At 39.1% G+C, this 14,357-nt stretch carries 12 protein-coding genes and 1 pseudogene; 8 read left to right on the top strand and 5 right to left on the bottom strand.

Translation table 11 applies throughout. From position 1 onward, the window contains the following. Positions 1-106: 106 nt before the first annotated feature. The 4 genes from J7E77_RS16555 to xylA all read right to left on the bottom strand — a co-directional run bounded on the left by J7E77_RS16555 (position 107) and on the right by xylA (position 5,843). Positions 107-1,171 carry an aldose epimerase family protein gene (locus tag J7E77_RS16555; RefSeq protein WP_214715786.1) on the bottom strand — a complete coding sequence of 355 codons (1,065 nt, stop codon included), beginning with the start codon at positions 1,169-1,171 and terminating at the stop codon, positions 107-109. A gap of 12 nt (positions 1,172-1,183) precedes the next feature. Continuing rightward, positions 1,184-2,686: a xylulokinase gene (xylB, locus tag J7E77_RS16550; RefSeq protein WP_214715784.1), complete on the bottom strand. Its 1,503-nt coding sequence runs from the start codon at positions 2,684-2,686 to the stop codon at positions 1,184-1,186. A 182-nt stretch (positions 2,687-2,868) separates the two neighbouring features. Beyond that, positions 2,869-4,257 carry a D-xylose transporter XylE gene (gene xylE / locus J7E77_RS16545; RefSeq protein WP_214715894.1) on the bottom strand — a complete coding sequence of 463 codons (1,389 nt, stop codon included), beginning with the start codon at positions 4,255-4,257 and terminating at the stop codon, positions 2,869-2,871. Between the two features lie 254 nt (positions 4,258-4,511). After that, a complete protein-coding gene (gene xylA, locus J7E77_RS16540) occupies positions 4,512-5,843 on the bottom strand; it encodes a xylose isomerase (RefSeq protein ID WP_214715783.1) in 1,332 nt (443 codons plus the stop codon). A 242-nt stretch (positions 5,844-6,085) separates the two neighbouring features. Between xylA and xylR the strand changes: the two genes are divergently transcribed. The 7 genes from xylR (at position 6,086) to J7E77_RS16510 (ending at position 12,910) form a co-directional block, all read left to right on the top strand. Then, a complete protein-coding gene (gene xylR, locus J7E77_RS16535; RefSeq protein WP_214715782.1) occupies positions 6,086-7,243 on the top strand; it encodes a transcriptional repressor XylR in 1,158 nt (385 codons plus the stop codon). Between the two features lie 42 nt (positions 7,244-7,285). After that, positions 7,286-8,257 (top strand): 2-hydroxyacid dehydrogenase, encoded by a 972-nt coding sequence (locus J7E77_RS16530; protein WP_214715781.1) that lies wholly within the window; start codon positions 7,286-7,288, stop codon positions 8,255-8,257. Positions 8,258-8,568: 311 nt separating this feature from the next. Further along, the gene (locus J7E77_RS16525; protein WP_214715893.1) at positions 8,569-9,285 is read left to right on the top strand and encodes a CAP domain-containing protein; all 717 of its coding nucleotides are present in this window, start codon (positions 8,569-8,571) and stop codon (positions 9,283-9,285) included. A gap of 810 nt (positions 9,286-10,095) precedes the next feature. After that, the gene (locus J7E77_RS16520; RefSeq protein WP_214715780.1) at positions 10,096-10,638 is read left to right on the top strand and encodes a hypothetical protein; all 543 of its coding nucleotides are present in this window, start codon (positions 10,096-10,098) and stop codon (positions 10,636-10,638) included. Beyond that, positions 10,638-11,693 (top strand): GMC family oxidoreductase N-terminal domain-containing protein, encoded by a 1,056-nt coding sequence (locus tag J7E77_RS31450; protein ID WP_308160656.1) that lies wholly within the window; start codon positions 10,638-10,640, stop codon positions 11,691-11,693. The genes J7E77_RS16520 and J7E77_RS31450 overlap by 1 nt, the downstream gene beginning before the upstream one ends. Next, positions 11,662-12,327, top strand: coding sequence for a GMC oxidoreductase (locus J7E77_RS31445; protein ID WP_308160655.1), 666 nt, complete (start codon positions 11,662-11,664; stop codon positions 12,325-12,327). The genes J7E77_RS31450 and J7E77_RS31445 overlap by 32 nt, the downstream gene beginning before the upstream one ends. Positions 12,328-12,382: 55 nt before the next feature. After that, positions 12,383-12,910, top strand: a complete 528-nt coding sequence (locus tag J7E77_RS16510) for a DUF3231 family protein (protein ID WP_214715779.1) — start codon at positions 12,383-12,385, stop codon at positions 12,908-12,910. 365 nt (positions 12,911-13,275) lie between these two features. Here the strand turns inward: J7E77_RS16510 and J7E77_RS16505 are convergent. After that, positions 13,276-13,691: pseudogene (locus J7E77_RS16505) on the bottom strand (GyrI-like domain-containing protein); the annotation flags it as partial. A 147-nt stretch (positions 13,692-13,838) separates the two neighbouring features. Here J7E77_RS16505 and J7E77_RS16500 point away from each other — a divergent pair. Further along, on the top strand, positions 13,839-14,252 hold the full coding sequence (locus tag J7E77_RS16500; RefSeq protein ID WP_214715777.1) for a hypothetical protein: 414 nt from the start codon (positions 13,839-13,841) through the stop codon (positions 14,250-14,252). Positions 14,253-14,357: the final 105 nt, after the last annotated feature.

Raw genomic sequence — 14,357 nt, 5'->3', positions numbered from 1 at the left:
CATCCTGCCATTCTTCTCGATATTATAAAATGTGAACAGTGTCAGGCACTGTCCGCATTTTAATTGGCGGTTGGAGCTGGAGCTGGATTCAGGGAACTATTTCAAGTTATTCACCATTAATAATTTTATAATTTCCTATACAATGAAAAATGTATTTTGTCTTGGATGTGTAAACTTGATCTTTTTCTACTATTAAGGAAGGGAAATTGTGGTCACCAGGTGGTTTCTGTGTTTCAAGACATAAGCCTAAATGCTTTTCCGCTTGTTTTCCTCTGATCGAAAAATCATTCCCTAACATATTGCCAGTATAAAAGACAACAGCGGGCTCATCTGTCTCAATTTCTAGTTTCCGTCCGCTTTCCCGATCATATAAACTGATTTGCTTATGATTCTGAGCACTAAGGAGGAAGGGGTGGTCAAACCCGCCACCAACTATATCCGTTTGCGGATGGTGAGATTCAATTCCTTGAGCTACCTTTTGACCTTCTCTAAAATCAAATACTGTCCCATCCACAGGGATAACCTTGCCAGATGGAAGAAGAGAGGCATTTAGTTCTAAGAATGCATCGCTTTTTAACTTTAACTCATGATCAAGAATAGTTCTTTTTAAATTACCGCTTAAATTAAAATAAGAATGATTGGTTAAATTGACGATTGTTTTTTTATCAGAAACAGCCTGATAGGTAATCAATAACTCATTATCTTCATTGAAGGTATAAGTGACGGTAACGTGTAGATTGCCAGGAAAGCCTTCATCCATATCTGGGCTTGTATAGGAAAAAATAATATTGATTTCATTTTCTTTGTTTTCAATTCTAGAATCCCAAATAACGTTATGAAAACCATTCGGTCCGCCATGAAGATTGTTTTCTCCATCATTTTTGGACAAGTTATAGCACTCTCCATCTATTTCGAAGGACGCATTTTTCATCCGGCCGGCATTCCTGCCAATCACACAACCGAAATAAGGGGAGTGATCGATATACTCTTGCAAAGTGTCAAAACCTAACACAACATTCTCTAAATTCCCTTGACTATCTGGAACATTAATTTCCGTAATAATACATCCATAGTCAATACAGGTTAATTCCATTCTATTCGCATTTGTAATGGTATAAGATTTTACCTTTCTTCCATGCAATGTACCAAAAACAGTTTCAGTTAGCTTCATCATAATCCCTCTTTAATTCCCTTTTCGAAGAACAAATAATTGATGATTAATCGCAACAGTATGCGGATATATATCTTTGTACACTTGATAGAATTCCTTATAGCGCTGAACGTTTTCTGGTTTTGGTTCATATACCTTATCGGCTTTAATGAAGACCTCTGCACATTCTTGAAGAGAGGTGAACCAATTCAATCCAGCTGCCGCAATCATCGCTGCCCCCATACCTGGGCCTTGTTCGTTTTGTAGCTTCACGACTCTTGCGTTAAAGATATCAGCTTGTATTTGCAGCCATAATTCACTCTTCGCACCGCCGCCTATAGAAATAACAGTATCAATGGTTTTACCATAATTGCGGAAGATTTCGACACTCTCATTAATCGAGAAAACAATCCCTTCAATGACCGCTCGAGTAAAGTCACCTTTGTTGTGGGAGCCGTCAATTCCAGTAAATGTTCCTCTTATTTTTGCATCCGCATAGGGTGTGCGTTCACCTACTAAGAAAGGAGTAAAGACTAGACCATTTGCACCGATGGTCGAACCGGCAGCTTCATCTAATAGACTGTCAAAGGATTGATCCTTGGCAAAGGTTTCCTTAAACCATGTCAAACTATAGCCAGCTGCAAGCGTGACACCCATGGTATAGTAGGAGTCTTTTTGTCCATGATTGAAAAGATGAACTTTACCGCCGTAATTTTTGTTTTTATCGTTCTCATATGAAAGGAACACACCTGATGTTCCGATACTGCAAAGGGCCGTTCCTTCGGATAAAATACCTGCTCCAATCGCACCACAAGCATTGTCTGCTCCACCTGCGAACACCTTAGTCGATGAAGATAAACCAGTGAGCTCCGCAATCTCTGGCAAGATCGTTCCGACGAAGTCTTCAGTTTCCACTAATGGAGGACATATGGCAGCAGAGATTTCAAATGTGCGAAGAATATCGGCACTCCATGATTTGTTGACAACGTCTAACATCAGCGTACCTGCAGCATCTGAGTAATCCATATGTATTTTTCCTGTTAAACGATAGCGGAGGTAATCTTTTGGAAGTAAAAATACGTTTGTTTTTTCTAGGTTTTCGGATTCATTCTCTTTTACCCAAAGAATCTTTGGTAAGGTAAAGCCTTCTAGAGCAGGGTTTTTTGTAACTTCAAGCAGTTTACCGCCTAATTGCTGATCAATTTTCTTGCATTGCGGGGTGGTTCTAGTGTCGTTCCATAAAATGGCGTTTCTGATTACTTGATGCTTTTCGTCCAGTAAGACTAACCCATGCATTTGTCCGGAAAAACTAAGACCCTCAATATCGTCGGGCTTTATGTTTGATTCAGTTACTAACTGCTGTAATGCTGCAATTGTTTGTTCTACCCAATCTTCGGGATTTTGTTCACTATATCCTGGCTGCTGCTGGATTAACGGATAGTCTTTTGAAACCGAATAATTGACGGTGCCTTCTTGGTCAACGAGAAGAACTTTCACAGAGCTTGTCCCTAAATCTACCCCAATTACATATTTCATATTGATCTCCTCACTTTTTATAGAGTTGTATATTAGTAAACTTACTTTGATGATTGAAAAAATCCTCTTGAGGACAAAATTACCGGAATTTAACCAAAACTGTCTTTAACAGCCTCCATTGGAGACAAAACACCAGACTTTACATTAAAACTGTCTCCAAAAGCCCTTATTGGAGACAGTTATCATGCGGTTTTTTTCCAAGTTCCTTCCATTTCCTCCAATGTCTTGCCTTTGGTTTCAGGTACAAACTTCCAAACAAAAATGGCAGAAAGAACACTCATTAATCCGTAAAAACCATAGGTTACAGCGCCACTATATTCCATCATCATTGGATACGTAGAGGAAATAAGATAGTTCGCTGCCCATTGCGCCGCGACCGCAATCGCAACAGCGCGCCCACGTATATTATTCGGAAAGATTTCAGAAATCAATACCCAGCAAATTGGACCCCAAGACATCATAAAGGAAGCAGTATAAACGATAATGAAAATTAAAGTACTCACTCCGATGACATCGAAATAGGCCAAACTAGAAACACCAAACATCCCGATCGCCATTCCAACAGAACCTATGATTAATAATGGTTTACGGCCCCATTTATCAACAGTCATAATCGCTACAAGGGTAAAAACAACGTTGATTAAGCCCATAACTGTTGTCTGTAACATCGAAGCATCTTTTCCTGCTCCCATGCTTTCAAAAATCCGTGGTGCGTAATACAGGGCAACATTAATTCCTACAAACTGTTGAAACACAGAAAGCAAGATTCCAATCACGATAACAGCTTTTCCGTAAGTAAATAGTTTTTCAGAAGAAGCATCTACCGTTTGTTTGATCTGTTGCAAAATTGATTTTGCCGCGGTAGAACCATTAATTTTTGCAAGAATTGCAAGTGCTTTATCATCTTGATTTTTCAAAGATAAATAACGAGGTGTTTCAGGTACCATCAGTAAGAATAACCCAAACAATAATGCTGGTACACCACACGATGCGAACATGTATCTCCAGCCAATATCATTTACCCATGCTTGACTTTCTCCGCTTGAAATCGAAAAGTTAACGAAATAAGCAACGAGCATCCCCAGAATAATCATAAACTGGTTAAAGGATACTAAACGGCCGCGCACATTCGCAGGAGCCACTTCGCCAATATACATCGGGCAAACGGCTGAAGCCAAACCAACACCAATCCCCCCTAAAATCCGATAAAGGTTAAAGGCGATTAACAAACCGATCGTTGGTTCTCCTTTTTCGAAAAATAGAAACTCAGGATAGGCAGCCCCTAGGGAGGATACAAGGAAGAAGATCGAAGCAATAATGAGAGAATTCTTCCGCCCAAACCTCGAGGCAAAAACACCTGAAATGAAACCGCCAATAATACAACCAATCAGTGCACTTGAAATGGTCGCCCCATGAATGAATGCTCCTAAATGCAGGCTATCGATTAGATAGATTTGTAATGATTCCTCCGCACCAGAAATAACGGCTGTATCATATCCGAAAAGCAAGCCGCCAATGGCAGCAACCAGCGTAATTCCAAAAAGATAAAGCGAGTTCTTTTTTTGCTCCATCGTTATGTTTAAAGACATTTTTAGGTAATTAAGATTCTACCATTCTTTATGTATATTGTTCATAAAAGCGCTATCAAGTTGCTGAAGAATGATAAAAAGTCATATCCTAAAATCCGTCTTTATCCTCCTTTTATTATGGAATGGAAAACTAGGGAATTGCTTCTGTTAAAATATTTCTCAAAAAATAGACCCGCAACCACTTTGGGATTTCTTTAGTTGAAGGGTCTATTAACAAGCATTAGGGACTACACATTTTAGACTTCTAATAGGTATTGGTTTAACAAAGCTTTCAAGCGCTCGGTTTTACCAGATACATTTTTAATCGTGTCATTGTTTAGCGCATATGTCTCAAGTGTGTGGAAGTTAGCTCTGCCTTGAACAATATCGAGGCCAATTCCATTCGTATAGCTGCTGTAACGGTCCGCAATTACATTTTCAAAAACGCGATCCTCGATTAATTTATGAGCTACTTTCAAACCTCGTGCAAAGGCATCCATTCCAGCTACATGCGCATGTACTAGATCCTCTGCTTCAAAGGAAGTTCTTCTTACCTTGGCATCAAAGTTTAAGCCGCCGCGGCCAAGACCACCGTTTTGTAGAATTTCATACATTGCCAGGGTTGTAGAATATAAATCGGTTGGGAATTCATCGGTATCCCAGCCAAGTAAAGGATTTCCTTGGTTTGCATCAACGGAACCAAGAAGGCCGCTTGTTCTTGCCACACGCAATTCATGTTCGAATGTATGTCCAGCAAGTGTAGCATGGTTTGCTTCCAGGTTTAATTTAAAGTAATCTTCTAACCCGTATTGTCTTAAGAAGGCAATCGTAGTCGCTGCATCAGTATCATATTGGTGGGTGGTAGGCTCTTTTGGTTTTGGCTCAATTAGGAATTGACCTGTATAGCCGATTTCCTTCGCATAATCAACGGCCATATGCATAAATCTTGCTAAGTTATCCAGTTCAAGTTTTAAGTCGGTATTTAATAATGTTTCATAACCTTCACGGCCGCCCCAGAATACATAGTTTTCTGCGTCAAGCAGTTTGGCTGTTTCTAAACCTTTTTTCACTTGTGCTGCTGCATAGGCAAATACATCAGCATTGCAAGAAGTAGCTGCACCATGGACGAAGCGAGGATTTGTAAACATATTAGCTGTGTTCCATAATAGTTTTGTGTTACTTGTTTTCATGTAATCTTTAATCATTTCGACAATGATATCTAAATTTTTATTTGTTTCGCTTAATGTTCTGCCTTCAGGCGCAACATCACGATCATGGAAAGCAAAAAATGGGACACCAAGCTTTTCAAAAAGTTCAAAGGAAGCTTCTACTCTAGCTTTAGCCAAATCCATTCCAGTGAAGTGGTTCCAAGGTCTTTCCATTGTAGCGGCGCCAAATGGATCGGATCCATCTGCAGTAAAGGTATGCCAGTAAGCCACTGAAAAACGTAAAATGTCTTTCATTTTTTTTCCGTCAATGACTTCCTCAGGGTTGTAATACCTGAATGCTAATGGATTTTTAGAATCCTTTCCTTCATATGCCACCTTGTTTACGCTTCCAAAATAAGTATTCGTCTGTGTTTGAGTCATGTTTTTTCCCTCCTGAAATAAAATGAAATTCAAAACTATGTAGCTTCATTAGATGTATATTCATGTTAGTTTGTTGTTTGGATAAACTAACTTGATTACATCTTATAAAATTAAAGCGCTTTAATCAATAGTTTTTTTAAGATTTTTTGTATATTTTCGTAAATTGTTGATTTATAATGGAATAAAACGACCGATTATCAACGAGACTTAATTTATACATTATACAAACGGGGTGTAAGCTTGTGATTATTGCAGATCAAATGTTAGTGAAGAAAATGAATCAAAAGGTACTGTTAAATGAAATCGTTTCCAACTCGCCGATTTCAAGGGCAAGATTATCTGAAATAACCGGATTAAATAAATCCACTGTTTCTTCCCAAGTAAATACGTTAATTGAAAAGAACCTTATTTTTGAAATTGGACAAGGGCAATCAAGCGGCGGGAGAAAGCCTGTCATGTTAGTTTTTAATAAAAATGCCGGATATTCAATCGGAATCGATATAGGTGTTGATTCTATAAATGGTATTTTAACGGACCTAAAAGGAAATATTGTCCTAGATCAATATCACCATCTAGAGAAACCTTCGCTTGATACGAACAAGGATGTTTTATTTTCGATGATTAAAGACCTTACTAATCAAATCCCAGATTCTCCTTACGGGTTAATCGGCATTGGTTTATGTGTACCAGGCCTTGTCAATACCGAGCAAAAGGTTATTTTCACTCCAAATATCCAATGGAATTATGAACTTGACTTAAAATCGCTCATTGAGCAGGAATTTCAGGTACCAGTTTTTATTGAAAATGAAGCCAATGCAGGTGCATATGGAGAAAAAGTATTTGGGGCAGCTAAAAATTATGAAAACATAATCTACGTTAGCGTGGGTACTGGAATCGGGATCGGAATTGTTATTAATAATGATTTATATCGAGGGGTTAATGGGTTTGCCGGAGAAATGGGCCATCTAACTATCGATTTTAATGGTCTTAAATGCAGTTGTGGAAACCGAGGGTGCTGGGAATTATACGCCTCTGAAAAAGCATTACTACATACTTTTCAGAATAACGATACCATCACTTCCTATCAGGAACTAATTAATCTAGCAAACCAAAATGATCCGGATATATTAATGGCATTACAAAATTTCGGCTTCTACCTTGGGATTGGATTAACAAGTATCTTAAATACATTTAATCCGCAAGCGGTCATTATCCGAAACGACATTGTTGAAGCTCTGCCTATGGTTTTGAATTCGATTCGAAATTCTATTTTATCAAGAAGTAATGACAAACTTAATAACAGTCATGAGTTATTATTGTCTTCCTTAGGAAAAAATGCTCCCGCATTAGGGACATCCTCGATTGCTATTGAACATTTCTTAGAAAAGTTTACATCGTAAAATTGTATGGCTATTTCGCCAGGTGGAAAGGTGGAGGACGATTTGAAAAGAACAGTATATATTACAAGAAAGCTCCCCGATGATATGATCGATAAACTTTCAAATCATTTTCAGGTGAGAATGTGGCACGAGGAACATGTCCCTGTTCCAAGGGATGTTTTACTGAAAGAAATAGAAGATGTGGATGGGCTTATCTGTCTTCTAACAGAAAAGATAGATGAAGAGGTCCTAAGTAAAGCCAAACAGTTAAAGGTCATTAGTAACATAGCGGTAGGCTATAATAATATCGATATCCTGGGTGCTGCTAGGAAAGGAATCGTCGTAACCAACACCCCTGGTGTGTTAACCGAAACGACGGCTGATTTAACGTTTGGGCTATTAATGGCGACAGCACGTAGAGTCGTGGAGTCATCTGATTTACTGCGCAGTGGTGAATGGGGAGCATGGTCCCTTATGCAGATGACTGGACAAGATATTTATGGTGCAACCTTAGGGATTATTGGATTAGGAAGAATTGGAGAAGCACTCGTCAAGCGGGCAAAGGGCTTTGATATGAATGTTCTCTATTATAACCGGACACGGAAGTCGGAAAAAGAAGAAAAGCTGGGGATTCACTACAGGGAAATGAAGGATTTGTTGCAGCAATCTGATTTTGTCTGCCTTCTGCTGCCTTATAGCGCCGAGGTACACCACCTAATTGGAAAAGAAGAATTGTCCCTAATGAAAAGAAATGCCATCTTGATCAATACGGCTAGAGGTGGTCTTGTCGATGAGGATGCTTTATTTCAATCATTGAAGAATGGGGGAATTTGGGCTGCTGGGCTGGATGTGTTCGAACAGGAGCCAGTTCCAATTGATCATCCATTATTATCCCTGCCGAATGTGGTTACACTGCCTCACATTGGAAGTGCCAGTGTGAAAACAAGAATGAGTATGGCTCATTTAGCTGCCGATAATATGGTGAGTGTATTAACTGGTAATGAAGCAATTACCCCAGTGATTAGCCATAAATAATAAATGTAAAATACGATACTTGTCTGAAATATTTGTTAAAAAAGGTGGTTGTTTAAAGAGTTGTCAACTCTATTTCACTATATAATTATTGGTAATTTTTCCGATATCTAGTTAATGATAAGAAGAAAATTCAATTTTTATAATGGACTCGAGAGACTTGGAGTATCAGTAGATTATTAGATTTGAAGCTATCGAAAGAACCAATTGTATTTTATTCCTGTAAAATCCTTCCTTAAATATGACGAAAACCATATGTTACGATGAATTTGCGAAAGATCGGCAAATTGTCAAAACAGGAGGAAGAAACGATGATGAAGAAAAAAGCAATTCTAACTGTAGCAGCTGCGGCAGCGTTAATGATGCCAAATCCGGTATTAAATAAAGCCCATGCTGCCACTACTAGCCCTTCCCTGCAAGAAAAGGTATATGTATTCCAAGGGTCAAATATGGATGAGATTAATAGTGTAGTCGAAAAATATCTTGCTAGTTTAGGATTTACATTTTCACAAAATACAGTAAAGCAGCCTGTTCAGGCTCAACCAAATCAAACCGTACCAACACAGGAGCCTGCTCAAACTGCGACACCACAACCTGTGCAGCAACAACCGGTAACTGCGACACCACCAAGTTCAACACCAACTACAAGTTCGTTAAGTGCTTATGAACAAAAAGTAGTTGATCTAACCAATCAAGAACGGGCAAAAAATGGTTTACCAGCACTTAAAGTGGATGTAACACTTAGCAAAATGGCCCATGAAAAATCCCGTGATATGTCTGCAAATGGTTACTTCAGCCATACTAGCCCGACATACGGTTCACCGTTTGATATGATGAAAAAATACGACATCACCTACCGATATGCAGGTGAAAACATTGCGATGGGACAGCGAACTCCTGAAGAAGTAGTCAAGGCTTGGATGAATAGTGAAGGTCACCGTAAGAATATCCTTAGCCCGAATTACAACTATATCGGTGTTGGTTATGTATCACAAGGTAATTACTGGACACAGGAATTTATCGGTAAATAATGAAAGCTTGAGGACAATATGTCCCCGAGCTTTTTGCAGTATTTATTTTGGTTACCACCACCTGCAGCGATCCAAGTGATACCCCAAGCTGGATTCGCTCATTGAAACCTAAAATTCGCCCATTGAACTCAAAAATTCGCCCATTGAAGCGAAAAGTCGTTAAATAATCAAAAATATACAAATACGTAAGTGTAATTTTACATAAAATATCATTTTTAATGAGTTATACCAACGTTAATTATGGAAACAGGCAATAAAAAACAGTACACCTCCTTCTTAAAGAGGTGCACTCCTGTTGGGTTTTCATATGTATCAAACAAGTGAGTAAAAGATTTACATATTTAAGGGAGCTACTGTTTAACTAGTGCTCTTCCTAAGGTACCGGCTCCACCTACGCCAAATACCATGATAGCCACGCGTGCTATCCCCTCTAATATGTACTATAACGCTAAATTATTAATAAAATATGAACTAGATGTTAATCGTTCATTAATTTTAATAGAGGTATGAACATCAGCGTACATTTTTGCTATCTCGGTTAAGTTCTCCCCATTTTCACATGAAAGTATTGATTTGGATGGGTTGTTCATACCTATAGTTAAACTTCCTGACATAGAAAAACCAATACATAAATATTATTAGGAAGGGTTAGTAATCATTCTTCAATCTTTTAAGAGGGGGTGGAAAATAACGGAACCGAGTGAAAGTGAGCGAACCATAAATCGTTATATTCGATCCACTTTCCAGTCACTAGTTCAAGCTATCATTCCACCCCATTTTAGATATAAAGATTCGTTAGGAACGTTTCAAGTGGCCGGGGCACTGGAATTACATGTGTATGAATATGTCATTTGGATATTGGATCATTCGATTGCACTCCCGGTAAAAGCGCAACTAAATTTTGCAGAGAGTAGTTCGATGTCGAAAGCTACTGCTGAATTGCTGGACGTGGGTGCTGCTCAATTAATCCAGACGGGGGAGATTCTTTATCCTCTTAATGTAAATACATTTCCTGGCGGCGGTGCATTCTCAGCACTTGCGCCGATCGACAGGTTAAGGGCTATTACCCTGATAGAACGGCTTGGAATTAATCTTGAAAACTTGCCTATTCCTTACAAAAATAATCCGGGACTTGTTCGAAATATGATGGATGTCCTAAATGAACTCCCTATGTTTGGGCATTATTCGGAATGGACAGCTTACGGAACAACACGACTATTGTCTCCTAAGTCCAGAAGAGTGGAATATTTTCCATATGGATGGTTCCATACTCTTTACCCTGGTCCGTCTTTTGGATATCGTGATTTTCGCGGATTCTTAGCAACCATTCAACACAAGAAGGTGGATGACTAATGGCCAATCAGGACGTGATTGTAATTGGTGCAGGCGGCGGCGGAGCCGTAATAGCAAAAGAGCTCGGGGAAATGGGATTAAAGGTTTTGGTTTTAGAAGCAGGCCCCTGGTACGGGAACAAAAAGTGGCCCCATCCAAATGCACAGCCCGGAGCCGAATCCAGTTCGACACCAGCTGATTTGGATATAATGCTATATAAACAATTGTTGAACAAGTATGAAATGAATATGAATGATTTAGTTTCAGGAAGATATCGGTGGGGCCCGGCGGATCGCAGTCGCCCCCAATGGTTTCGGAATGCTAACCAGAAGGGCATTATTTGGCAATGCTCCGGTGTTGGAGGGACCACCCAGACTTATACGGCTAATTGCCCCCGAGCATATCCAGCCGCAATAGATAATGTCTGGCCCCTATCTTATCGGGAACTTATTCCCTATTATGAAAAGGTTGAAGCGACATTACCGGTGAACTTTGCGGCTACTACGGCAAAGGAGGATTTATTTTATTATGGTGCGAAAAATGCTGGGTGGAACTTGATTCCTACACTGGATGTGACCGTTCCAGGATATAGGCCGCAGCCTAATGCCATTTTGCCTCCCAATGATAACATCACAAATCCAAACCTCTCCGTAGAGCAACTATCCTGGATGGAAGGCTGTACTCTTTCGGGACATTGTATTAACGGTTGTCCGCATGGCCCATCTGTGGATAAAATTGCAAAACGATCTACTAATGTCAGTTATGTTCCGCTTGCTTTAAAGACAGGAAATGTCTGTATAAGACCCAATGCCTTTGCTATAAAAATATTAACAGAAAATAACGTTGCTAAAGGGCTGCATGCGGTTGGAGTAAAAATAAGGGACACCTGGACGGGGGAGCAGGAGGATCTAAGGGCAGAAATCGTTGTGATGGCGTCCGGATGCATTGAAACCCCAAGACTTTGGTTAAATTCAGGACTGCCTGACAATCCATGGGTAGGAAGAGGATTGGTTAATCATTATATGGATTGGTTATCCGGTATATTTGATTCCTATATTGGGAACTTCAGATATTAATCCCTTTGTGGGAAATACATGCGGAGCAAGGATCGACTATCCCGGACTTGGGGCACTGCAGTCGGTTGGGATGAGTCCGGGATTAACAGCTTCTTTTTATGGGGTGAGTGAGTCTGGATACTCTTTCCTACACTCGCCTAGAATGGACGATCCTTGGGATATCAAGGGGCGTCTTTTCGGTTATGATTTAAAAGAATCAATGGACGCCTACCGTAGAACCTTAAATGTTTTAGTAAGTACCGATGATAAAGTAGATCAGCGAAATGGAATTACTCTCGATCCGGTAATTAGTGATGAAAATGGACCTGTCCCTGTTGTGACGTATCAGCCTGCCCAACAATCTAGCGGGAAACGAAGTGAGCTGGTTAAAATAGGAGCAGACTTGTTACGAAAAGCGGGGGCAAAAAAAATTATATGGTCAAATTGGCCGGCAGGAATGATGATTCACTTGGAAAGTACGATGCGAATCGGCTTCGTCGTTGATCAGAATTGCGAGTCATTTCAAGTGAAACGGTTATATATCGCTGACAACAGCGTCCATTTTAATAGTTTAGGCGGAGTCAATCCTACCCTTACGACACAGGCATTAGCTACCCGTACAGCAGAAAAACTATTTAATAAGTATTTTAATTAGTATGATTGGAAATCCTACCATCATACAAATCAAAGTTTGGTGGGATCTTCAAAACATGAAATTATTGGAATTAATTCAAGATGTATTTGAACCATTTATGGACGGCGAGAAAAGACCATTAAATGTAATGGAGGTTTCCAATCTATGGTTTTTTCTTTTAGGCACTGAAACAACAATGCGTAATGAGGAAATCGGTTACAATCTTGCCCAAGATCCGGAATTAAAACAAATTTTAAAGGATGTAAGAGAAACCGTACATATCCCGATTAGAGACGAGCTTAAAGAGTTTCTCATGAAAGAAGGGGTTCCCTTTCCTCAATCGACACCGGAAAAACCCGTGGGAGATTTTAAGAGTATACCCGAGGGTGCTAAATTAGATGATGAAGAAATGGCTAATTTAATGTCCTATAATCTTGCTATGGGGGTTAATTATGCTGCTAAAGGACTTACTGAATCTATTCGGGCAGATGTTGGTTTAATTTTTTCAAAAATTATTTTGAAGAAGACTACTGCTGGCTTAACGGTAAAACATTATTTGGATCGGCATGAGTGGCTGCGAATTCCGCCTTATTATAAAGCATAGGTTACTGCTTATAACAATCAGTTAGTTTTTTAGAAAGGCTTCATTATGATCTGATGCTCTTCCTGAGTATCGGCTCCGCCTACGCCAAATACCATGATGGCCACACATGCCATCCGCTCTAATATGTACTTTAACGCTATATTATTAATAAAATATGAACTAGATGCTAATCGTTCATTAATTTTAATAGAGGTATTCGACCTAAAAAACTAACCAAACGTTTGATTAAAACGCTGAACCCCTTGATAGACGTTGCTTGGAAAAACCAAACGTTTAGTTAAAAGATTAACAATAAAAAATTGTTATTTTAATGGAATCCAGATTTCTGAGTAGTAATCAGGGCCCCAAGGATCTCCGGCGGAATAGACTTCTAAATCAGGTGTGCCTGCATGCTTGTAATGACTTGACGGAAACCATTCAGAGTATATTTGTTTCCATACTTTCTGGATTGCCTCGGCATTGGGCCGTAAACTTCAAATACGCCCCACTTTGAAGCTGGAATCACGAGATTCAATAAACCTTCTGGCGTGTCACCGTTATGTTCCGTTGCAATCCAGTAATCCATTAATTGCTGCTGCGTGTCTCGTTTATCGACACATACTCCAAGCACCCCATTAATTTCCCCATTATTCAATTGGAATAATAAATCGTTGGTTCCATCTGCATGAACATCAGCCCACATTTTGGGGATCTCAATTAAGTTTTCACCATTTACACATGATAACTCCCGCTTGATTCCGATAACTTGGAAACTGTCTCTTTCAATAATTTTGTAATTCATAAAATCATCCTCCTTACATCTATTTGTAATTATAAGTCTTTTTAACAACTAATTTGTTACAAGCAAAAATAATTCATTTCTCTATTTTTTACATACTATCCTGTCAGTCGCGAAAAATAATATAAAAAATAGGGAAGGTAAGAAGATATGTTTTCATTTCGAGGCGATGCGCATAAAGTTTACCTTCGGCTTAACAAAGCCATAAACAACGGTGAATCCACCAAACATATGAGGGAATACATAGAAATTGAAGAGGTTCAAAGACTGTATCAATCACTTGATAGCAGCATGTTGCAATTAATTAATTATCGAATGATCAAGGAAAAGAATGGATCTGGGATTATACCGATTTTTGTTTCTTCTGTCCCATGGCTCTTGTTTCTATTTTCCAAACCATTAATGGACTTCCTTTTCAAAGATGGAAGCATACTTTGGGCGATATTTGGGGTTGCATATTTAATGATTTTAACTTTAAGTGTCATCCTTCATTTTCGAGAAAAGGCATGGGCTGCATTCCATATGGAAATCATTCAGGATATTTTAAAAGAAAGAAATCAATGAACTCAATAATTTATAGCAAGAAATGAGGCCTGACTTTTTTAGTAAAATAGCTACATCGATTACGATTTTATTTTTAGTTTGGGGATTCGCAAGTGAATTAATAAA

Source organism: Bacillus sp. ISL-77, from assembly GCF_018613105.1.
This window is presented reverse-complemented; position numbering and strand designations above follow the sequence as displayed.